The organism is Microbacterium invictum (assembly GCF_014197265.1).
Taxonomy (GTDB): domain Bacteria; phylum Actinomycetota; class Actinomycetes; order Actinomycetales; family Microbacteriaceae; genus Microbacterium; species Microbacterium invictum.
The window spans coordinates 1,560,697-1,581,701 of sequence record NZ_JACIFH010000001.1; the positions used below are offsets into that span (position 1 = coordinate 1,560,697).

Below are 21,005 nucleotides of genomic sequence, written 5' to 3' on the forward strand. Positions count from 1 at the left end.
CGGCGCACCGCGTGAGCTGGCTCGGCGACGACGACGACGAACCGGAGTTCGACGAGTCCGACATCCGGGTCCGCCCGAATCCCAAAGCCAACCGCCCGCGCACCAAGCGCCGCCCCGCCCATGCCGACGCGCAGGTCGCCCGCGTGCTCGGCGTCGACCGCGGCCGCTACACGGTACTGGTCGACGAAGACGGCCCCGACGAGCATCGCGTGCTCGCCAGTCGCGCGCGCGAGCTGCGCAAGCAGGCGATCGTCAACGGCGACCGGGCCCGCATCGTGGGCGACATCTCAGGCGCCGAGGGCACGCTGGCGCGGATCGTGGGCATCGAGCCGCGCACCTCACTGCTGCGCCGCAGCGCCGACGACACCGACCAGGTCGAGCGCATCATCGTCGCCAACGCCGACCAGATGCTCATCGTCGTGGCCGCCGCCGACCCCGAGCCGCGGCCGCGCCTGGTCGACCGCTATCTCATCGCGGCTCTGGATGCCGGCATCCACCCCCTGCTCGTCGTCACCAAGACCGATCTCGCGGACCCTGCCGACTTCCTCGCGAACTTCGAGGGACTCGACGACCTCGAAGTGCTCACGAGCCGAGAGGACCGGATGCCGGTGGACGAGATCGGCGCGCGCCTGTCCGGCCACGCGACGGTGTTCGTCGGCCACTCGGGCGTGGGCAAGTCCACCCTCGTGAATGCTCTCGTGCCCAGCGCCGAGCGTGCCACCGGGCACGTCAACGAGGTCACCGGGCGCGGACGCCACACCTCCAGCTCGGCGGTGTCGCTGCGCTACGAGGGTGAGGCGGGGCGCGGCTGGGTCATCGACACCCCCGGCGTCCGCTCGTTCGGGCTCGGGCACGTCAATCCCGCCAACATCCTGAAGGCGTTCACGGACCTCGCCCTCGTCGCCGAAGCGTGCCCGCGCGGGTGCACCCACCGGGCCGACGCGCCCGACTGCGCGATCGCCGAGGCCGTCGCCGACGGGCGGCTGGGCGAGCGCGGACCTGCGCGTCTGGACTCGCTGCAACGGCTGCTCGAGACCTTCCACTGAGCGTCTCGTAGGCTGGGAGCATGCCTCTTCAGACCGGATCGCCTGCCCCCGACTTCACCCTGCCCGACCAGGACGGCCGTGACGTGCGGCTCAGCGACCTGCGCGGCGGACGCGTCATCCTGTTCTTCTACCCGGCGGCGATGACCCCCGGGTGCACGACCGAGGCGTGCGACTTCCGCGACTCGCTCGCACCCCTGCAGGCGGCCGGCTACACGGTGCTGGGAATCTCCCGCGATGCGCCCGCGAAGCAGCGGGAGTTCCGTGAGCGCGACGGGCTCACCTACGACCTGTTGAGCGATCCCGACCATGCGGTGCACCTGGCGTACGGCGCCTGGGGCGAGAAGATGAACTACGGCAAGAAGATCGAGGGCGTCATCCGCTCCACCGTCGTCATCGACGAGGACGGCGCGATCGCCCATGCGCTGACGAACGTCAAGGCGACCGGGCACGTCGCCCGGCTGCGGCGACTCCTCGAGGTCTGACCCGGCCCGAAGACCCGGCGATTCAGCGGGCGCCGTCGGCGGCGGGTTCGCGGCGTCTGCCCGCGGCCCGCACGCCCAGCACGAGGCACACCAGCACGATGACGGCCGGCACTGCGAGCTGCACGGCGAGGATGGGCTGACCGTACGATCCGGTCGCCGCGCCGAGCGCCACCGCAAGGATCAGCAGCTGCGCGACGATGCCGCCCGATCGTCCCCACGAAGCGCCCCGCCAGGTGGCGATGCCGAAGCCGAGCACGGCCGCGGCGCCGATCGTCGTCAGCACGATGAGCGCCAGCGACGTGGGCAGCAAGCCGGCATCCCCCGATACGAGCGCAGCGATCTCCCAGCCGACGATGAGCAGCAGGCCCAGCCCCTCCAGGCCGAGCAGCACCGCGGCGACGCGTTCGACGAGGGTGGTCCGCATGCGGCGGGAGCCTCCTGGGTTCGCTCGACCGCTGCGCGACGCCGGTGCGCGCGTGCAGGGAACGCCCAGCCAATCCAACAGAAACTGCCGAATTAACCCTTGATTCACCTGGCCGTGCGTGCGACGATTGAGGAAGCGTGTGCTCCCACAGCGCAGTGGGGCGAGCATTCTGCTCGCACACCCACCAGGGTACCGGACATCACGTCATGTGATGTTCGCTCCCGTCACCCGAGAAACGCACACTTTCCATCCCGCATCAAGGAGCACCCCTATGGATTGGCGCGACAAAGCCGCCTGCCTGACTGTCGACCCCGAGCTGTTCTTCCCCGTGGGGAACACCGGTCCCGCTGTAGACCAGATCGAGAAGGCCAAAGCCGTGTGCGCACGGTGCACGGTCACCGAGATCTGCCTGCAGTACGCGCTGGAGAGCGGTCAGGACTCGGGCGTCTGGGGCGGCCTGTCGGAGGACGAGCGTCGCGCCCTGAAGCGCCGCGCCGCCCGCGCCCGTCGCGCCAGCTGATCGCGCGACATCGAGGGCCCTCTCGGGGGTAGCAGAAGGCCTGCGGGGTGACCCCTCAGGCCTTCGCTATGTAGCGCAGCGGGATGTCGATCGTCACCTCGGTGCCGCTGCCCACCAGGGTGTGCCAGTCGATTGTGCCGCTGAGCTCCCCCTGGATGAGGGTGCGCACGATCTGCGTCCCGAGGCCGCGGCCGACCTGACCCTCCGGAAGACCGACCCCGGTGTCGCGCACCTTCACCGCGAGCCGCTCGTCGGTGCGTTCGGCGACGATCTCGACGTCGCCCTCGGAGTCCTTCAGCCCGTGCTCGACGGCGTTGGTCACCAGCTCGGTCAACGCGAGTGCGAGCGGCGTCGCGTACTCGCTCGGCAGCGTGCCGAAGATGCCGGTCTTGTGGGTGCGCGCTCGGGTGTTGGGCGAGGCGGCAACCTCGGCGACGAGCTTGAGCACCTGGTTGAACACCTCGTCGAAGTCGACGTCCTGCGCCAGGCCGGACGACAGCGTGTCGTGGACCACGGCGATCGCCGACACCCGTCGCATCGCCTGGGTGAGCGCCTCGCGGGCCTCGTCGGAGTGCGTCCGGCGCGCTTGGATGCGCAGCAGCGACGCGACGGTCTGCAGGTTGTTCTTGACGCGGTGGTGGATCTCCCGGATCGTCGCGTCCTTGGTGATGAGCTCCTGCTCCTGGTGGCGGATCTCGGTGACGTCGCGGCACAGCACGATCGCGCCGGTGCGGGTGCCGTGATCCTTCAGCGGGATGGTGCGCAGCGACACCGTCACCCCGCGCGCGTCGAGGTCGGCACGCCACGGTGCGCGGCCGGCCATGACGATCGGGAGGGACTCGTCGAACTGGCGTGCCGCGGGCAGGATCTGGGTGGCGACCTCGATGAGGGACTCCCCCTCGAGCTCGTCGTCGAAGCCGAGGCGGTTGAACGCCGACAGCGCGTTCGGGCTCGCGAAGGTGGCGATCCCGTCCACGTCGATGCGGATCAGGCCGTCCGATGCGCGCGGCGCCCCGCGACGGGGCGACGTCGGCGCGGCGAGGTCGGGGAAGCCCGCGGAGGCCACCATGCCGAACAGGTCGTCGGCGCAGTCGTTGAAGGTGATCTGCTGCCGCGACGGCGTGCGCGCCTCGCCGAGGTTGGTGTGCCGGGTGAGCACGCCGATGATCGTGGCCGCCCGTCCCTCGATGGCGGTCTCGCGCACGATGGGGACGGCGCGGACCCGGGTCGGGGTCTCTTCGAACCAGTCTGGGGAGGCGGAGTCGACGATGCGGCCGTGGGTGAATGCGTCGGTGACCTGAGTGCGCCACTGCGGACGCACGAGGTCTCCGACGATGTCACGGTAGAAGAGGGTCGCGGCGCCGCTGGGGCGGGTGTGCGCGACGGCGATGAATGAGTCGTCCGCCGTCGGCACCCAGATCACGATGTCGGCGAACGCCAGGTCGGCGAGCAGCTGACCGTCCCCCGCCAGCCGATGGAGCCATTCGACATCGGCTTCGGTGGAACGGCCCTGGGCGTAGAGGAGATCGCTGAGCGTCGACACGGATTCAGCCTACGGGGCCGCGACGCGGGAGGACGCCCGCGCCGGTCGCGCCACGAGGCTCCGGCGCTGCCGCTCGCGACGGACCGGCGCCACCCGCTCGGCCGGCGCCACCGTCTCGCCGACGAAGCGACGCACGGCTGCGGTCAGCGACGATCGCGGGGACGTGTGCGCGACAGGCCGCGCAGCCAGCAGCCCGGCGTCGGCCGCTTTGGCGTCCCACGGCACGAACCACACGTCCCTGACGCCCACGAAACGCTCGAGTGCGCGCCGCACCTGACCGCGCGCATCGATGCCGAGGGCGCCCGGGCGGGTCTTGTTCACCACGACGCGCACCGGTGCCGCCCCGACGAGGGAGCGCAATTCCGGGTACCCGCGCACGAACCGCGCCACACCGACCGGATCCGCCGCCACGACGGCCACGACCACGTCCGCACTGCCGAGCGCGGCGAGAGTGGCGGCGTTGCGGCGCGGTCCGTCGAGATCGCTCACGATCTCCTCATCGCGCTCGAGGGAAGCGGCCACGTCGACGACGACGTCGTCGGCCCAGTCCCGGCAGACATCCAGGGCCGCACGGACCCGCTCGGCGCCGAGCTCCGGCCAGCGACCCGGCCGGTTCAGGCCGGTGAGCACGTCCACGTCGCCGAGCGATGTGGAGATGCGATCGAGTTCGGTGACCGTCAGCGCACCGCGCTCGGCCTGCCGGCACGCCGCCGCGAACCCAGGCCCCTCGTCAGGCAGCCCCGTGGTCAGCGCCAGCGCGGGGGCGTGGGAATCGGCATCCACCAGCCCCACGTGACGCCCGTCGCGGGCGAGCTCGCACGCCAGCTCCACGGCGATCGTGGTCCGCCCCGGCGCACCTTCGGGCCCCCACACGACGATGACGCGTCCGCGCCCGGCGGGCGTGCTCGACCCGGGGTCGGATGCCACCGGAGCCAGCAGATCGGCCGCAGCCACCTCGAACGGGAACGACGCCAGTCCGAACATCGCCGCCAGGCGGCGATCGGCGTCGCGCTCGCAGAGCGGCGCGACCCTGACGCCGAACCGGTCGCAGGCGCGCACCAGCTCGGCGGTGAGGGTGGACCTGTCGGCTTCGACGATCAGCAGGTCGGCGCGGGACAGCTCGGCCAGCAGCTCGGCGGCCTCGGGACCCGCCATGGCGTCGGCGACCGCACCGGCCGGCGCCCCGGCATCCACCATCGTCCGCACGTCCACGTCGTCGGCGCGCAGGCGCTCCACGAGGGCACGGCCGCGCGCACCGTCGACCGCGGCGACCACCCTCATCGCGCACTCCCCGCCGTCGGCACCACGGACAACCGGGCGTCGGCGGCGATCGCTGCCAGCGCGTCCGCGACAGCGGCGCGGTCGATGACGACCTCGAGCGCTGTGCCGGAGGTGCCCATCATCGAGTCGTCGCGGGTAACCGAGACGACTGTCGCCGACGGCACCAGGATGCGTGGGGTGTCGAACTCGCCCCGCTCGAGCTGCGGCGCCGCCCAGATCTCCACCACGGTGCCGGTGGCCACCGCGCTGGGCACCTCCCCCGCGCTGCGCAGGCTGATGGTGGTGGTCACCGCCCGCTCGGCGTCGTCGATGGCGGTGAGCGGCACGAGCTCACCGGCCTCGATCGTTCGGACGGCGACCGCGCCGGGCTCGAGCGTGGTGGGAGTCGCATAGGTCTCGGCAGTGGCCCCCAGGGCGACCTCGACCACATGCAGGTCGTCGGCGACCACGGTGTCACCGGGGACGAGCGTGCGCGCGGCGGCGAACACCGGCGAGGTCTGTCGTGCGGTGGCCACGACGAGCCAGACCCCGGCGACCGAGGCGACGATGAGGACCACCCCCAGCAGGAAGCGCGCGTCCGACCAGAACGCGCGCGGACGGGGACGAGCGGCACCTTCTGCGGTCATGCGAACATCGTGGCCCAGAGCCCGCTGAGACGTCGGAGGTTATCCACAGGGGCGGCTTATCCACAGGCTGTCGCGTCGTGCGTGACGGATGTCGTGTGGCGGACGGATAATGGCCACATGCCCGAAACGCCCGCGGAGGACGTGCGCATGCTCGCGCCCGCTCAGGTCGCCGACGCACTGCAGCTCGACGTCGACGAAGTCGTCGCGCTGGTGGTCGACGGCAGGCTGCGCGGCGCGAAGGTGGGCCGCCCGGCGCGGTGGCGCATCGAGGCGCCCAGTGTCGAGGCATACCTCGACGACCAGGCCGAGGAGGCCCGCAGGTTCGCGCTATGGCGGGAGTCCAATGCGGCCAGCTTCCCCGAGCTGTGGGGCCGCGGCACCGTCCGCAACCCCGACTGATCACCCCAGGCGCACCGGAGCTTGAATCCGGAGCCTGAGCACGGCTGCGTATGGGACGATGCGATACCCCGAGACCAGCTCGCCGCGCCGGGGTGTGCCCCATTCGTGCAGCGCGAGGTCGAGGTGGTCCTCGCCCGCGCGATCGATGGTCCCGCACAACTCGAGGCCGCCGGCGACCGACACCGTGACCTGCGCGCGCTTGCGGACGAGGTCGCGCAGGACGAAGCCGAGCGTCATCCGCTCGGCGAGCCTGGGACGGGGGTGGGCCGCGTCGCCCCGCGCGCTGCGGAGCAGATCGGTCTGCGCCATGCCGATCGTGGCGATGGATGCCAGTGGCACCACGGCACCGTCCCCGCGGCGCGTCGCACCGGCCAGCGCCAGCCAGTCGGCTCCGACGGCGGTCACCCTCCCGGCCAGCGCGGTGCCGTCGACGAGCCCGATGCTCGGCACCGATTCGGCGCGGTCACCGAGATGGGAGACGAGGCGCTCACGCAGGCTGAGCCGGGCCAGCCGCAGACGTTCGGCCTCGGTGTCGAGCGCGGCGCGCTCGGCCTCCCACTCGGAGTCGAGCTGGTCCTCGAGGTCTTCGAAGAATCGGTCCCACTGCACCATGCAGACGGTAGACGAATCCGGTCCAGGCGCGCCGCATTCATCCACAGGTTGGAGGATTCTCATGCGAGCGGCTGAAGGGTTGTGCTCTACTCGGGGCCACGGAAATCCCTTCCAGAGAGGCTACGCATGGTTGCGCAACGGGCTGCGCGCGGCTCCGGACTCGCCGCTGCGGAGTATTTCGCTCCCCAGCGCACGACGACCCAAGAGCTGCCCGATCCGGACCCCCTGTTGAAGAATCTGACGATCGGCGTGCTCGAGGTGCTCGCCGGCGCACGCGAAGTGGACCAGCTGGCGAGGTGGTTGGGCGAGGATGCCTTCCGCGCGCTGGTCACCCGCGCGAACCTGGCGGCGCGCGCACGCAGCGCGCGCGGCGTGCGCGTCACCATGCCCGTGCACAGAGTGCTATCGGTGCATCGCGACACACCGGCCGACGGCGTGGTCGAGGCCGTCGTGATCGTCGCGGGACCGGCGCGCACCCGGGCGATCGCGATCCGCCTCGAGGGCTGGGACTCGCGCTGGCGCGCCACGTCCCTCGCGCTGCTCTGACCGGACTACTGCCGGTACGACGACAGGAAGTTGCCGAGCCGCTCGATCGCCTCCGTGAGCACGCGGGCCTCGGGCAGCGTGACGATCCGCAGGTGATCGGGAGTCGGCCAGTTGAACCCCGTCCCGGGCACGATGAGCACGTGCTCGGCCACGAGGAAGTCGTACACCAGCTTGCCGTCGTCCCGGATGTCGTACACGTCCGGGTCGAGCCGCGGGAACGCATACAGGGCCCCGGCGGGCTTGACGCACGTGACGCCCGGGATGGCGGTGAGCGTCTCCCACGCGGCATCCCGCTGCTCGTGCAGCCGCCCCGCCGGACCGATCAGCGCGTCGATCGACTGCACGCCCGAGAGTGCCGCCTGAACGGCGAACTGCGCGGGCACGTTCGGGCAGAGGCGAGTGGATGCCAGCAGCTGGATCCCTTCGAGGAATCCGGCTGCGTGCTTCTTCGGACCGGTGATGACCATCCACCCCGACCGGTAGCCGGCGACGCGATAGGTCTTGGAGAGGCCGTTGAAGGTCAGGCAGAGGAGGTCCGGCGCGAGGGTGGCCAGCGGGATGTGCGACGCGTCGTCGAAGAGGATGCGGTCGTAGATCTCATCCGACAGGAGCAGCAGGTCGTGCTCGCGGGCGATCTCGACGATGCCCTCGAGCAGTTCGCGCGAGTAGACGGCGCCGGTCGGGTTGTTCGGGTTGATGACGACGATGGCCTTGGTCGCGGGGGTGATCTTGGCCCGGATGTCGTCGAGATCCGGCATCCACCCGTTGCTCTCGTCGCACATGTAGTGCACGGGAGTGCCGTCGGCGAGGCTCGTCATCGCCGTCCACAGCGGGTAGTCGGGCGCCGGGATGAGCACCTCGTCGCCCTCGTCGAGCAGCGCCTGCATCGTCATGGTGATCAGCTCTGAGACGCCGTTGCCCAGGTACACGTCGTCGGGGTCGAACTGAGGGAAGCCGGGCTCCTCCTCGTACCGCGACACGACCGCGCGGCGTGCGGACATGATGCCGCGGCTGTCGCTGTAGCCGTGCGCGTGGGGCACCGCCTCGATCATGTCGCGCACGATCTGGAACGGCGCCTCGAACCCGAAGATCGCCGGGTTGCCGGTGTTGAGCTTGAGGATCGCGTGGCCCTCGTCCTGCAGCCGGTCGGCCTCGACCAGGGCGGCCCCACGGATCTCGTAGAGGACGTCCTTGAGTTTGGATGACTGGTCGAGGATGCGGGGACTCATCCGTTCAGGATATCTCCGCCGCGGCCGGGCCAATCGACCGTTCGTGGCTACTTGCGACGATCCTGCGCCCGGCGCTGCGCGCGGTTCTGCGGCGCCGCCTGGCTGTCAGCCCCGCCCTGGACGGCCTGCCCGAACGCTCCGCGCTGGGGCTCGGCGGCCGGCTGCTCGGGGGCGCCGGCCGCCGCTGCCGCGGCACGCACCTTGCTCGTGGCCGCCTGCTGCACCTGGCCGCGCTCATTGCGCACCTCCACCTCACCGGCGTCGTTGGCCGCGGTGTACTGGAGCTTCTGAGTCTCGACGCTCGGGGTGGTCAGGCCCTTGGCCTCGACCTGCCCGCCCTCGGTCTGACGGACCTCGACCTCGAGGTTGTAGAGGAATCCGACCGACTCCTCCTTGATCTGGCCCATCATGGCCTGGAACATCTGGTAGCCCTCGCGCTGGTACTCGATCAGCGGGTCGCGCTGTGCCATCGCGCGCAGGCCGATGCCGTCCTTGAGGTAGTCCATCTCGTAGAGGTGGTCGCGCCAGCGGCGGTCGAGAACCTGGAGCACGACCCGGCGCTCGAGCTCGCGCATCGCCGGCTCACCGAGGGTCTCCTCGCGCTTCTGGTACGCGATCCTGGCATCCGACACGATCTCGCGCTTGAGTCCTTCGGCGGTGACCCGGCCCTTGCTGCCGCTCTCGGCGACGACCTCGTCGATCGTGACACCGACCGGGTAGAGCGTCTTCAACTCGGCCCACAGTGCGTCGAAGTCCCAGCTCTCGGTGTGCCCGTTCGAGGTGTGGTCCTCGATGACGGCGCCCACGGCGTCTTCGACGAAGTGCTGCACGCGCTCGGAGAGGTCGTCGCCCTCGAGCATCTGCCGGCGGTCGGCGTAGATCGCCTCACGCTGGCGGTTGAGGACGTCGTCGTACTTGAGGACGTTCTTGCGGATCTCGGCGTTGCGCGCCTCGACCTGGGCCTGCGCGCTCTTGATCGCCCGCGACACCATGCCCGATTCGATCGCGACGTCGTCGGGGAAGTTCGTGCGCGCCAGGATCGCCTCGGCGGCGCCCGACTGGAACAGGCGCATGAGGTCGTCGGTGAGCGACAGGTAGAAGCGGCTCTCACCGGGGTCGCCCTGACGACCGGATCGTCCGCGCAGCTGGTTGTCGATGCGGCGCGACTCGTGACGCTCGGTGCCCAGCACGTAGAGGCCACCGGCCTCGACGACCTTCGTGCTCTCCTCGGCGACGAGGTCGCGCATCGCGGCGTAGACCTCGGTCCACGCCACCTCGTACTCGTCGGGGGTCTCGACCGGGTCGAGCTCGCGGGCCTTCATCTCCTGCACGGCGAGGAACTCGGCGTTTCCGCCGAGCATGATGTCGGTGCCTCGGCCGGCCATGTTGGTGGCGACGGTGACGGCGCCCAGGCGCCCGGCGCGCGCGACGATCTCGGCCTCACGCGCGTGGTTCTTCGCGTTGAGGACCTCGTGCTTGATGCCCTTCTTCGCGAGCAGCCGCGACAGGTACTCGCTCTTCTCGACGCTCACCGTGCCCACGAGCACCGGCTGACCCGACGCGTGGCGCTTCGCGATGTCTTCGACGACCTGGGTGAACTTTGCCTGCTCGTTCTTGTAGACCAGGTCGGACTGGTCCTTGCGGACCATCGGGCGGTTCGTCGGAATCGGCACGACCCCGAGCTTGTACGTCGACATGAACTCGGCCGCCTCGGTCTCGGCGGTACCGGTCATGCCGGCGAGCTTCTCGTACAGGCGGAAGTAGTTCTGCAGGGTCACGGTCGCGAGCGTCTGGTTCTCGGCCTTGACCGGGACGGACTCCTTGGCCTCGATGGCCTGGTGCACGCCTTCGTTGTAGCGCCGGCCGACCAGGATGCGACCGGTGTGCTCGTCGACGATCATGACCTCGTCGTTCATGACGACGTAGTCGGTGTCGCGCTTGAAGAGCGCGAGAGCCTTGATCGAGTTGTTGAGGAACGAGATCAGCGGCGTGTTGGCCGACTCGTACAGGTTGTCGATGCCGAGGTAGTCCTCGACCTTCTCGATGCCGGGCTCGAGCACGCCGACAGTGCGCTTCTTCTCGTCGACCTCGTAGTCGACGCCGGCCTCGAGGGTGCGGGCGATCTTGGCGAACTCGACGAACCAGCGGTTCGCCTCGCCCGACGAGGGGCCTGAGATGATCAGCGGCGTGCGCGCCTCGTCGATGAGGATCGAGTCGACCTCGTCGACGATCGCGAAGAAGTGGCCGCGCTGGACGAGGTCTTCCTGACGCCACGCCATGTTGTCGCGCAGGTAGTCGAAGCCGAACTCGTTGTTGGTGCCGTAGGTGATGTCGGCGGCGTACTGCTCACGGCGGACAGCCGGAGTCTGGCCGGAGACGATCGTGCCGGTGGTCATGCCGACGGCGCGATACACACGGCCCATCAGCTCGGACTGGTACGACGCGAGGAAGTCGTTGACGGTGATGACGTGGACGCCCTTGCCGGCGATCGCGTTGAGGTAGACCGCGAAGGTCGCGGTGAGCGTCTTGCCCTCACCGGTCTTCATCTCGGCGATGTTGCCGAGGTGGAGGGCCGCGCCGCCCATGATCTGCACGTCGTAGGGCCGCTGGCCGAGCGTGCGCTTGGCTGCCTCGCGCACGGCCGCGAAGGCCTCGGGCATGAGCTTGTCGAGCGTCTCGCCGGCTTCGTGGCGCGCACGCAGCTCGGCGGTCTCGCCGCGCAGCTCTTCGTCGGTCAGCTGCGCGTAGTCCTCTTCAAGGGCGTTGACGGCCTTGACGACCTGCTGGAGCCTGCGAAGGACGCGTCCTTCACCGGCGCGAAGCAGTTTCTCGAGGGGGTTGGCCACGGAGGATCTCCATCTGTCGGGTTCGGCCGACGACCCGCGCCGGCCGGTGCCGGCGCAGTCGCGCACAGACACACCGTTCCATGTTATCCGTCCGTGACCTTCAGGATGGCTGTGTGTTCGCCGCCCGCATGAGGAGGGTGCATTGGCTCGGGCCCGTGAACGGCACGAGGCCGACGCGGTCGTCGCGTCCGATCGCGTGCAGCACGCCGTCGATCATTCCCAGGTGCACGGCGCAGACGACATCGGTGTGCCGCGCAGCGGCCTGAATGAGCGGGCAGCGGCGCAGGACGATGGCTCCGCCGGTGTCGTCGGGCGCGAAGCCCTGATCGCGCATGACGGAGACCACCGCCCGCCGGGCGGATCCGGCATCCACTTCGCGATCGAGCCCCGCGCCGATCTCGCGTCCCCACCCCCGGCCTGCCTCGCGGGCGTCGGCGACGGGGTCGACGCTCGTGCGGGCGAGGGTACCCGCCAGGACGCTCGCGAGGGCGGCGTAGGGCGATTCGGGATCGCGCGTCACCGGGTGCCAGAGCCACGCGGGCCGGCCGCGGCCCGCCGCCGGCTCGCGCTCGCGCGTGAGGTAGCCGTCCTCCAGGAGGTGCTCGAGGTGACCACGCACCGTGTTCTCGTGCAGGCCCGCGGACTGTGCCAGCGCAGTGGTCGACACGCCGGCCGATTGCGCTTCGACCATGCGCAGCAGCATCTCTCGGGTCGACGAGTGGCGGCGGCCGGTGGATGCCGTGCGTCGCGGCACATCGGAACGGGAGATATTTTCCACGGGTTCAAGTGTAATAAACTCGGGACAAGGAAGTCTGCGGCGACACCGCCGCCTGAGAGACAGGAGCCGTCATGGCCGGAATCGAGATCCACCGCTCACGCGAAGAAGCGGTCGAGCAGCGTCCTGTCGATCAGGGCAGCGGGTGCGCGTGCGGCGAGCACGACGATGACATTCCGGTGCTCGACGTGCAGACGATCCCCCACGCGATCCGGCACGCCTCGATCTTCGGTGCGATCGAGTCACTGAGCCGCGGCGGCGCAATGGTGATCTCGGCGACGCACGACCCGGTGCCGCTGCTGAACCAGCTGGCGCGGCGCCACGGCGATGCGTACGCCACGGAGTACCACGAGCGCGGTCCCGAGCGCTGGCGCATCCTGATCCGCCGCGCCGCCTGATCCGCTCGGCACCGGGCGCACGCGCCGGGCATCACCTGTCGACTCCCAGCGGTCGCGCATTAGTCTGAAGCGTGACCACATCCGAAGACCAGGTCGATGTCGAGGCCCCCAGCGAGCCCGCCACGATGACGTTCGCCGACCTCGGGCTGGGCGATGCAGTGCTCAAAGCGCTCCGCGATGTCGGCTACGAGACGCCCTCGGCGATCCAGGCCGCGACCATCCCGACCCTGCTCGCGGGGCGCGATGTCGTGGGTCTGGCCCAGACCGGAACCGGCAAGACCGCGGCGTTCGCCCTGCCCGTGCTCGACCGGCTCGACGTATCGCAGAAGAGCCCGCAGGCGCTCGTGCTGGCGCCGACGCGAGAGCTCGCCCTGCAGGTCTGCGAGGCGTTCGAGAAGTACGCCTCGCATCTGAAGGGCGTCCATGTCCTCCCCGTCTACGGCGGCCAGGGCTACGGCGTGCAGCTGTCGGCGCTGCGCCGCGGCGTGCACATCGTCGTCGGCACCCCGGGCCGCATCATGGACCACCTGGAGAAGGGCACGCTCGACCTCTCCGAGTTGAAGTACCTCGTCCTCGACGAGGCCGATGAGATGCTCAAGATGGGTTTCGCCGAGGACGTCGAGACGATCCTCGCCGACACCCCCGACGACAAGCAGGTCGCCCTGTTCTCGGCCACGATGCCGGCCGCCATCCGCCGCATCTCACAGCAGTACCTGCATGATCCCGCCGAGATCACAGTCAAGAGCAAGACGACGACATCGTCGACGATCACGCAGCGCTATCTGATGGTCTCCTTCCCGCAGAAGATCGACGCCCTCACCCGCATCCTCGAGGTGGAGAACTTCGAGGCGATGATCATCTTCGCCCGCACCAAGAGCGCCACCGAAGAGGTGGCCGAGAAGCTCCGGGCCCGCGGCTACTCCGCCACCGCCATCAACGGCGATGTCGCGCAGGTGCAGCGCGAACGCACCGTGAACCAGCTCAAGTCGGGCAAGCTCGACATCCTCGTCGCGACCGACGTCGCTGCGCGCGGCCTCGACGTCGAGCGCATCTCCCACGTCGTCAACTTCGACATCCCCACCGACACCGAGTCGTACGTGCACCGCATCGGGCGCACCGGCCGGGCCGGCCGCACCGGCGACGCGATCAGCTTCGTGACGCCGCGCGAGCGTGGTCTCGTGAAGGCGATCGAGCGCGCGACGCGTCAAGAGCTCACGCAGATGCAGCTGCCCAGTGTCGACGAGGTGAATGTGACGCGGCTGGCCCGTTTCGACGACCGCATCACCGCGGCGCTGGGCGACACCGACCGCGTCGAACGGTTCCGCGACATCGTCGCCCACTACGTGTCGCACCACGACGTCCCCGAGGTCGACGTCGCCGCCGCGCTCGCCGCCGTCGCCCAGGGCGACACACCGCTGCTGCTGGAGCCGGAGCCCGAGCCGGAGCGTCGGGAGCGCTTCGAGCGGAACGACCGCGGCGACCGGCCCGAGCGCGGAGCGCGAAGCGACCGTCAGCCCCGCGCCGGGTTCGCGAACTACCGCATCGCGGTGGGCAAACGGCACCGCGTCGAGCCGCGCCAGATCGTCGGCGCGCTCGCCAACGAAGGGGGCCTGCGTCGCGACGACTTCGGTGCGATCCAGATCCGCCCCGATTTCTCGCTCGTCGAACTCCCCGCCGACCTCCCTCGCGGCACGCTCGAGCGCCTCTCCGACACCCGCATCTCCGGCAAGCTCATCGAACTCCGGCTCGACACCGGTGCCCCGGGTCGCCGCGGGCCGCGCGAGGAGCGCGGGAGCGGGCGGGACGATCGTGGCTCCCGCGGGCCCCGTCAGGACCGCTACGGCCGCTGAACCGGCATCCGCCACCCGGCATTGGGCGTCCCCACAGCCGGCGCCGATCGGGGGCGACCTAGGATCGATCCATGGCCGGATTCTGGGGAAAGCGCAAGCGAGACACCGAGCAGCAGCTGGCGCAGGACGCCGAACTGACGCGGCAGGCGGATGCCGCCCTCGTCTCGACCGACGAGCGCGTGCGACTCGTGTCGGACGAGCTCGCCTATGCGGAGATCGAGTTGGGGAAGGATGCCACGTCCGACCTCCGGGCAGCGCTGACGGCCGTGCGCCAGCACCTCGGCGAGGCCTTCCAGCTCAATCAACTCAACCACGACGATATCCCCGATACCTCGGAGGAGCTGCGCACGCGCAACGCGCGCATCATCCAGCTGTGCCGGTGGGCCGACGACCTGCTCGACGACCGCACGGCGGCCCTCGCCGCGCCGATCGAGCGGGCCCGCCGGGCGCCGGAGATCATCGCGGGCATCCGTCGCGACGCCGAGCACCTGCGCGGCCGGCTGCCGCGCACGCAGGCGACGAGTGACCGGGTTGCGATGCGGTACTCCTCCACGGCGCTGCGCAAGGTCTCGGGCAACGCGTCCGAAGCCGGGCAGCTGATCGAGTTCGCGCTGCACGGCGCCGATGTGTCCACCGATCGCCGTGAGGCCGGTCAGCGCGAACAGGCCAATCTGGCCCTCGAGACGGCGATCGAAGCGGTCCGCCGTGCCACGACGCTGATCGACGCGGTCGACCAGTTCGAGGTGGAGGCGCTGCGCGCCGAGTCGACGCTCGCGGCGATCGTCGACGACTCGCGCGAAGACCTGGTCACGGCCCGCGACGTCGCCGACGTCCCCACCGTGGCGGCCGCGATGACGGCTCTGGAGACCGCACTGGACGAGCTGACCCCGGTCGGCGAGAAGCCCGATCCGTTCGGTGAGCTCACCTCGCTGCGACAGGCCAATGCGGCGTTGGATGCCGCAGTCGACGCCGCACGGGAGCGCGCGGCGCGGCCGGTCATCCCCGAGTCGCACGTGCGGCATGCGCTGGACGATGCGGATCGCCAGCTGGGCGTGGCGCGCAGCGTGATCTCGGGCCACCGCGGGTGGATCGGGGCCGAGGCGCGCACCCGGCTCGCCGAGGCCGAGCGTCTCCGGCTGGATCTGGGCACCGTCGTCGCCGCGGCGATCCCCGAAGAGGTGCGCGAACGAGTCCTCGCTGATGCACGCCGGTGCGCTCTGCTGGCTGCGGAGGCACTGCAGTACGCACAGCGCGACATCGATCAGTCCCGCCCGCACGACCGCGATCAGGGCGGCTGGGGTGCGGGCGGCGGCGGGCGACGCGGCAGCGGGAACGACCTCGTCGGCGGGATCCTGGGCGGGCTCGTGATCGGCAGCATCCTCGACGGCATCTTCGACTGACGATCGGCGGCCGGTTGCCGGCCCGATCGTGAGATCGGCCGTGTGCCGTGGCGCCTCAGCGTGGATGCCGGCACTCAGGATGGATGCCGGGACTCAGCCCCGGCATCCACCTCTGCGACCGTGCTATGACGCGAGTTCCGCGGTGGGCGCAGCCGTCGTCGTGAGCGAGATCACACCGTAGTCCCAGCCCTTGCGCCGGTAGACGACGCTCGGCTGGTCGGTGCGCGCATCGATGAACAGGAAGAAGTCGTGGCCGACCAGCTCCATCCGGTCGACCGCTTCTTCCACCGGCATCCACTCGGCGTCGAACCGCTTCGTGCGGATGACGACCGGCGTGTAGTCCGCTTCCTCCTCGTTGCCAGTGATCAGAGGAATCTCACCGGTGGCGACCGCCCGGATCATGTCGACCGAGGCAGGCTGGACGTCGATCCCCGTCAGCGTGCCGCTGCCCTTCTCGAGCTTGGCGCCGCGGGGGTGGTTGCGGGCGTCGACGCGCTTGTCCTTGGCGCGCCGCAGCTGCTCGGCCATCTTGTCGACGGCCAGGTCGAGTGCGGCGAACTTGTCGCCGTCGACGGCTTCGGCACGGACGATGGGGCCCTTGCCGGTGAGCGTCAGCTCGACCGTCTCGTCCTCACGGGTGCCGTTGTGGTACGCGCGATGGGTGACTTTGATGTCGAGACTCTGCGCACGGGGGGCGAGGGTCGCGATGCGGCTGGACTTCTCCTCCACGACCGACCGAAATCGATCCGTGATGTTCACGCCCACGCCGACGATGCTGGTTTCCATCCCTGACCTCCTTGTTCCGGTCCACCCGGTCAAGGGCGGACCTCGTTCGCCTTGTCCCCCCAACGTAGCCCGCCGGGCACCAAGTGTCACGCGCCGCGTGCCGGGACAATTCACGCGGCGGGAGAACGGCGTGCGGTTGCGGCCACTGTTGCTGCGCGCAGCACGTCTGCCCCGGCCGTGCGAAGCACCCGCACGGCCTCGCTCAGGGTCGCCCCGGTGGTCACGACGTCGTCGACCACGATGACCCTGAGCCCGGCCACCGGACCCGCACGCAGGGTGCCGTGCACGTTGGCGGCACGGGCTTCGCGGCCGAGCTCACGCTGATCGGCGGCGACGGCGGCGGGATGCAGCAGCCGGCGCGGTGCGAGGTCCGCGCGCCGGGCCAGCAGCTCGGCGACCCGGTAGCCGCGGCGGCGAATCGCCGCGCGGGAGGACGGCACCGGCACGATGACGGTGTCCGCGTCGACCGTGCCGACGGCCGCGGCCAGCGCCGCCCCCAGCGGGCGGGCCAGCCCCGTCCGCCCCTCCTGCTTGTACGCGCGGATGACGCGCGCAGCCACCCCGTCGAACGGGAGCGCGCTGCGCACCTCGAAGCCGTCGAGGCGTCGCGCGGCCGGATGCGGCTGCAGCGCTGCGGCGCACGCCCCGCACAGCGACACGTCGAGCTCATCGCATCCCGCGCACCATGTCGGGAACACGAGCGAGAGCGCTTCGGCGAGCGAGGCGCGGACAGCTGTCGACACCCGGGACTCGAGAGGCACCGGCATCCACTCATCGTCTCTGCCGATGGATGCCGGTGGACGGGCGTTCGCAGAATCCGTGGACAACCCGCGCGACCGACTCCCTGGGGAGGAGACGTCAGTTCAGCGCGCCCTGCTGCGACGCGAGCACGCGGATCTCAGACGCCTGGTGCTGCCAGGACACCCCGCGCTGCACGTACAGGTTCCCCGCTTCGCTGCGGAGGCGGACCGCGCCCGGCTGGTTGCCGCCGCTCACGGTCGTGACGTCGACCGGCGCCCGCAGCTGCGTGGCCGGGCCCCCGACCGGGATCTGGACCACGAAGCCCTGCTCGCCGACGACGCCCGCGGCGGCGAGGGTCTTGCCGTCGAGCCAGGCGACATCGACACCGGTCCCCGGCAGCTGTGCGAGGAGCTTGACCTCGCCGAGTTCCAGTGGCACACCGCGCTCGTCGCGCACGATGCCCGCCACCCACACCGAAGGCTGGGTGCCGTCGAGCACGAGCGCGGCGACGCGTGTGCCGTCGCGGGACACGTGCATCGCCGAGATGCTCGTCGCGCCCGGCCAGGCGCCTGCGAGTTCGACGAAGCTGCCGTCGGACGCACCGGCGACCACCGCTGCGGGCGCATCGGCGGGGACCGTCCAGATGTGGTCGAACGGGTCGATGGTCGGGGCGATCAGGCCGCTGCGACTGTTGACCTCGCTCACGGTGCCGTCCGCCCGGACGCGCACGACGCCGCCCGCGCCGTTCCTCACCGCTGCCGTCTCGCGACCGGCGTTCAGCTCGATCGCGGTGGCCCCGAACTCGGCGTCGACACCGAGCACCGCATCCGACAGGCCGACGATCGATTCGATCTGGGTGCCCGACAGGTACCCGAAGTCATCCTCGGTGAGCACGAGCGGCCGGCTGTCGATGCCCATCCGGGCGACCGGCACCGCCTCGGCGACCAGGATCTGGTCGTCCACCAGCATGTCGACGCTGACGATGCCGGCCGTGGCGAGGCTCTCCTCCAGCTGCGTCTGCATGCGGTCGAGCATCTGCTGGTCGAGACCACGCGCCGACGCGCCCAGCGACACCTCTGCGACGCCGGAGCGTTCGGGCACCGAGCGCTGGGCGAGACCGACCGAGGGCGAGAACGCGGTGACGACCGCGTCGAGCAGCCACGGCGTCGGACTGCCGTCGACCAGTGCGACGGCGATGTCGGTGACCGCGGTCGAGGGCGGGAACCACCGCGTGTCGGGGACCAGGCGCGACCAGGACGCGTCGAAGTACATCAGCTCGTAGTTGTGGAACACCGACTGGAATCGGTTCTCGTCGAGGATGATCCCGTCGGGAGCCTGCGAGATGCGCCACTGGCCGTCGACCTGTTCCAGCTGGAACAGGAACGGTGTCTCGCCCTCACCGGCAACCGAGTATGCGCCCGTGGCATCCACCGTCGCCTCGAGCTCGATCGTGACGGTGATCTGACCCTCGCTCGCTTCGGTCAGCCGGCGCGACCCCGATTCGTAGATCGTGACTCCCGCCCGCGGCTTCCACACTTCCCGCGCCTGGTCGGTGAGGAAGTCCTGTGCCGTGGACCAGTTCCCACGAGGACCGGAGCCCGCCGCGATGAAGCCCTCGACGATCTGCGCCGGGGTGGCGTCGGGTGCAGGTCCCGCCGGAACGAACGAGACGTCGCCCTGCCCGCCGTCGTCGGTGACGGGCTGACCGGCGTTGACCGGGCCGCTCACCGGCAGTCCCGCACACGCCGACAGCACGAGCGCGAGCGATGCCAGACCGGCGACGACGATCGCACGCAGACGGCGGGTCATGAGCGGCCTCCGAACGCGGCGTCAGGGATGTCGATGGGCTGGGTGTGCCCGAGGTCCTCGAGCGGTGCGCCGTCGTCGCCGGGATCCAGCGGGATCGGCGACGCGCCTGCGAGACCGCCCTCGTGCCGCGGCAGGGTCAGCACGAAGTTCGTGCCGCGACCGGGCTCTGACCACACTTCGAGCGCACCGCTGTGCAGGCGCGCGTCGCCGAGCGCGATCGACAGCCCCAGACCGGTGCCGCCCAGGGTGCGCTTGCGCGACGGGTCGGCCCGCCAGAACCGGTCGAACACCCGCTCGGCGGCCTCCGCGCTCATCCCCAGGCCGTAGTCGCGGACGCCCAGTGCCACCGCCTGCTGGTTGCTGTCGACGGTGACCACGATCGGACGGCCCTCACCGTGCTCGATGGCGTTGCCGAGCAGGTTGCGCACCACGCGCCGCACGCGCCGGGGATCCATGTCCACCGGCGAATACCCGCCGGGAGCGACCATCCGCACGTCGGTGCCGTGCTGCTCGGCGACCTGCTGCATCGACGCGATGACGTCCTCGGCCAGCTGCGCCAGGCTCGTCGGCTCGACCTCGAGCTGGACCGAGCCCGCGTCGTAGCGGCTGATCTCGAGCAGGTCGGTCAGCAGCGTCTCGAAACGCTCGACCTGAGCGTGCAGCAGTTCAGCGGCGCGCGCGGTGGTCGGGTCGAACTCGGTGCGCTGGTCGTTGAGCATGTCGGATGCCAGCCGGATCGTGGTCAGCGGGGTGCGCAGCTCGTGCGACACGTCTGACACGAACCGCTGCTGCACCAGCGAGAGCTCTGCGAGCTCTTTGATCTGACTCTCGATGCTGTCGGCCATCGCGTTGAACGAGCGGCCCAGCGTCGCGAACTCGTCCTCTCCCTGCACGGGGAGGCGAACCTCGAGCTCACCCGCCGCGAGCTTCGCGCTGGTCTCGGCCGCCCGCGCGATCGGCACGGTGACCGATCGGAGGACGAACCACGAGACGGCGCCGATGAGCACCACGAGCGCCGCGCCCACGACCCACAGCGTCACCTGCACGAACTGCAGCGTCGCCGCCTCCGAGGCGAGATCATAGGCGAAGTACAGCTCATAGGCGCCCGTCTCGGGCACGATGATCTGCTGGCCGACCACGATGCCCGGCAGATCGCCCTCGTCGGTCGGGATGCCGATGGACTGCCACCACTGCTGTCCCGCTTCGCCGCGGACGGTCTCGCGGAGTCCGTCGGTCAGCATGGCATCGGTGAACTCCCCGGCCACGAAGTCCTGCGGTGCGATCGCCGACGGTTGCGTCGAGATCCGGAACGCAGCCATCATGTCGGTGCCCGCCTGCCGGCGCAGCGATTCGCGCACCCGGTCCATGAGGATCTGCAGCGCCACCGGATCGCCTTCGATCACGGCCGCGTCCAACGTGGTCTGGGCCGACTGCGTGGCGCGGCCGGCGGCGGACTGCACCTGCTGCGCGCGCGAATCGAAGAGGTCGTTCTGGATCGCCAGGGCCATCCACACCAGCGCGACGAGGATGGTCAGCGCGGTCAGTCCCAGCGTCAGGGCGACCGTGCGGAACCGCAGCGACCGGCGCCACGAGCGGGTCAGCCTGTCGGGCCATGCCCGCCAGTCCCGCCAGTCGGTGACGATGGCGCGGTTGGCGGCGGTGACGGTGACGGTCGGCGCAGGCACGGTGTGC

At 70.5% G+C, this 21,005-nt stretch carries 20 protein-coding genes; 8 read left to right on the forward strand and 12 right to left on the reverse strand.

From position 1 onward, the window contains the following. The first annotated feature begins 11 nt into the window (after positions 1 to 11). Together rsgA and bcp are read left to right on the forward strand one after the other, a co-directional pair. Entirely contained in the window at positions 12 to 1,046 is a 1,035-nt protein-coding gene (rsgA, locus tag BKA10_RS07595) for a ribosome small subunit-dependent GTPase A (RefSeq protein ID WP_183499334.1), read from the forward strand. A gap of 20 nt (positions 1,047 to 1,066) precedes the next feature. Next, complete coding sequence (bcp, locus tag BKA10_RS07600; protein ID WP_183499335.1) at positions 1,067 to 1,528, forward strand: thioredoxin-dependent thiol peroxidase; 462 nt, start codon at positions 1,067 to 1,069, stop codon at positions 1,526 to 1,528. Positions 1,529 to 1,550: 22 nt separating this feature from the next. Here bcp and BKA10_RS07605 read toward each other — a convergent pair whose 3' ends face one another. Then, complete coding sequence (locus tag BKA10_RS07605) at positions 1,551 to 1,952, reverse strand: histidine kinase (protein ID WP_183499336.1); 402 nt, start codon at positions 1,950 to 1,952, stop codon at positions 1,551 to 1,553. A 271-nt stretch (positions 1,953 to 2,223) separates the two neighbouring features. Here BKA10_RS07605 and BKA10_RS07610 point away from each other — a divergent pair, with 271 nt between their 5' ends. Further along, positions 2,224 to 2,472 carry a WhiB family transcriptional regulator gene (locus BKA10_RS07610; protein ID WP_036295594.1) on the forward strand — a complete coding sequence of 83 codons (249 nt, stop codon included), beginning with the start codon at positions 2,224 to 2,226 and terminating at the stop codon, positions 2,470 to 2,472. 55 nt (positions 2,473 to 2,527) lie between these two features. Here BKA10_RS07610 and BKA10_RS07615 read toward each other — a convergent pair whose 3' ends face one another. From BKA10_RS07615 to BKA10_RS07625, 3 genes are read right to left on the reverse strand one after another with little or no spacing between them, the layout of a single operon-like run. After that, a complete protein-coding gene (locus tag BKA10_RS07615) occupies positions 2,528 to 4,015 on the reverse strand; it encodes a sensor histidine kinase (protein ID WP_183499337.1) in 1,488 nt (495 codons plus the stop codon). A gap of 9 nt (positions 4,016 to 4,024) precedes the next feature. After that, a complete protein-coding gene (locus BKA10_RS07620) occupies positions 4,025 to 5,296 on the reverse strand; it encodes a CpaE/TadZ family protein (RefSeq protein WP_183499338.1) in 1,272 nt (423 codons plus the stop codon). Continuing rightward, on the reverse strand, positions 5,293 to 5,922 hold the full coding sequence (locus tag BKA10_RS07625) for an SAF domain-containing protein (protein ID WP_183499339.1): 630 nt from the start codon (positions 5,920 to 5,922) through the stop codon (positions 5,293 to 5,295). Before BKA10_RS07625 ends, BKA10_RS07620 begins: the two co-directional genes overlap by 4 nt. 117 nt (positions 5,923 to 6,039) lie before the next feature. On the opposite strand from BKA10_RS07625, the gene BKA10_RS07630 reads away from it, so the two are divergent. Beyond that, a complete protein-coding gene (locus BKA10_RS07630) occupies positions 6,040 to 6,321 on the forward strand; it encodes a helix-turn-helix domain-containing protein (RefSeq protein WP_183499340.1) in 282 nt (93 codons plus the stop codon). Here BKA10_RS07630 and BKA10_RS07635 read toward each other — a convergent pair whose 3' ends face one another. Further along, complete coding sequence (locus BKA10_RS07635; protein WP_183499341.1) at positions 6,322 to 6,930, reverse strand: hypothetical protein; 609 nt, start codon at positions 6,928 to 6,930, stop codon at positions 6,322 to 6,324. 129 nt (positions 6,931 to 7,059) lie between these two features. Here BKA10_RS07635 and BKA10_RS07640 point away from each other — a divergent pair, with 129 nt between their 5' ends. Continuing rightward, entirely contained in the window at positions 7,060 to 7,479 is a 420-nt protein-coding gene (locus BKA10_RS07640; RefSeq protein WP_183499342.1) for an Rv3235 family protein, read from the forward strand. Between the two features lie 5 nt (positions 7,480 to 7,484). Here BKA10_RS07640 and BKA10_RS07645 read toward each other — a convergent pair whose 3' ends face one another. From BKA10_RS07645 to BKA10_RS07655, 3 genes are all read right to left on the reverse strand, one after another. Then, on the reverse strand, positions 7,485 to 8,708 hold the full coding sequence (locus tag BKA10_RS07645) for a pyridoxal phosphate-dependent aminotransferase (RefSeq protein ID WP_183499343.1): 1,224 nt from the start codon (positions 8,706 to 8,708) through the stop codon (positions 7,485 to 7,487). Between the two features lie 47 nt (positions 8,709 to 8,755). Next, a complete protein-coding gene (gene secA / locus BKA10_RS07650; RefSeq protein WP_183499344.1) occupies positions 8,756 to 11,554 on the reverse strand; it encodes a preprotein translocase subunit SecA in 2,799 nt (932 codons plus the stop codon). 100 nt (positions 11,555 to 11,654) lie between these two features. Next, entirely contained in the window at positions 11,655 to 12,332 is a 678-nt protein-coding gene (locus BKA10_RS07655; RefSeq protein ID WP_183499345.1) for a helix-turn-helix transcriptional regulator, read from the reverse strand. 71 nt (positions 12,333 to 12,403) lie between these two features. Between BKA10_RS07655 and BKA10_RS07660 the strand changes: the two genes are divergently transcribed. From BKA10_RS07660 to BKA10_RS07670, 3 genes are all read left to right on the forward strand, one after another. Then, positions 12,404 to 12,727 carry a DUF2249 domain-containing protein gene (locus BKA10_RS07660; protein WP_183499346.1) on the forward strand — a complete coding sequence of 108 codons (324 nt, stop codon included), beginning with the start codon at positions 12,404 to 12,406 and terminating at the stop codon, positions 12,725 to 12,727. 125 nt (positions 12,728 to 12,852) lie between these two features. Then, positions 12,853 to 14,577, forward strand: coding sequence for a DEAD/DEAH box helicase (locus tag BKA10_RS07665; protein WP_183501107.1), 1,725 nt, complete (start codon positions 12,853 to 12,855; stop codon positions 14,575 to 14,577). A gap of 71 nt (positions 14,578 to 14,648) precedes the next feature. Next, the gene (locus BKA10_RS07670) at positions 14,649 to 15,977 is read left to right on the forward strand and encodes a coiled-coil domain-containing protein (protein ID WP_183499347.1); all 1,329 of its coding nucleotides are present in this window, start codon (positions 14,649 to 14,651) and stop codon (positions 15,975 to 15,977) included. A 123-nt stretch (positions 15,978 to 16,100) separates the two neighbouring features. On the opposite strand, the gene hpf is transcribed toward BKA10_RS07670, so the two are convergent. The 4 genes from hpf to mtrB form a co-directional block, all read right to left on the reverse strand. Then, positions 16,101 to 16,763 carry a ribosome hibernation-promoting factor, HPF/YfiA family gene (gene hpf / locus BKA10_RS07675; protein WP_183499348.1) on the reverse strand — a complete coding sequence of 221 codons (663 nt, stop codon included), beginning with the start codon at positions 16,761 to 16,763 and terminating at the stop codon, positions 16,101 to 16,103. Positions 16,764 to 16,873: 110 nt separating this feature from the next. Beyond that, positions 16,874 to 17,530 carry a ComF family protein gene (locus BKA10_RS07680; protein WP_183499349.1) on the reverse strand — a complete coding sequence of 219 codons (657 nt, stop codon included), beginning with the start codon at positions 17,528 to 17,530 and terminating at the stop codon, positions 16,874 to 16,876. Between the two features lie 91 nt (positions 17,531 to 17,621). Then, positions 17,622 to 19,313 (reverse strand): LpqB family beta-propeller domain-containing protein, encoded by a 1,692-nt coding sequence (locus BKA10_RS07685; protein WP_183499350.1) that lies wholly within the window; start codon positions 19,311 to 19,313, stop codon positions 17,622 to 17,624. Then, entirely contained in the window at positions 19,310 to 20,998 is a 1,689-nt protein-coding gene (gene mtrB / locus BKA10_RS07690; protein WP_248198879.1) for an MtrAB system histidine kinase MtrB, read from the reverse strand. The genes BKA10_RS07685 and mtrB overlap by 4 nt, the downstream gene beginning before the upstream one ends. Positions 20,999 to 21,005: the final 7 nt, after the last annotated feature.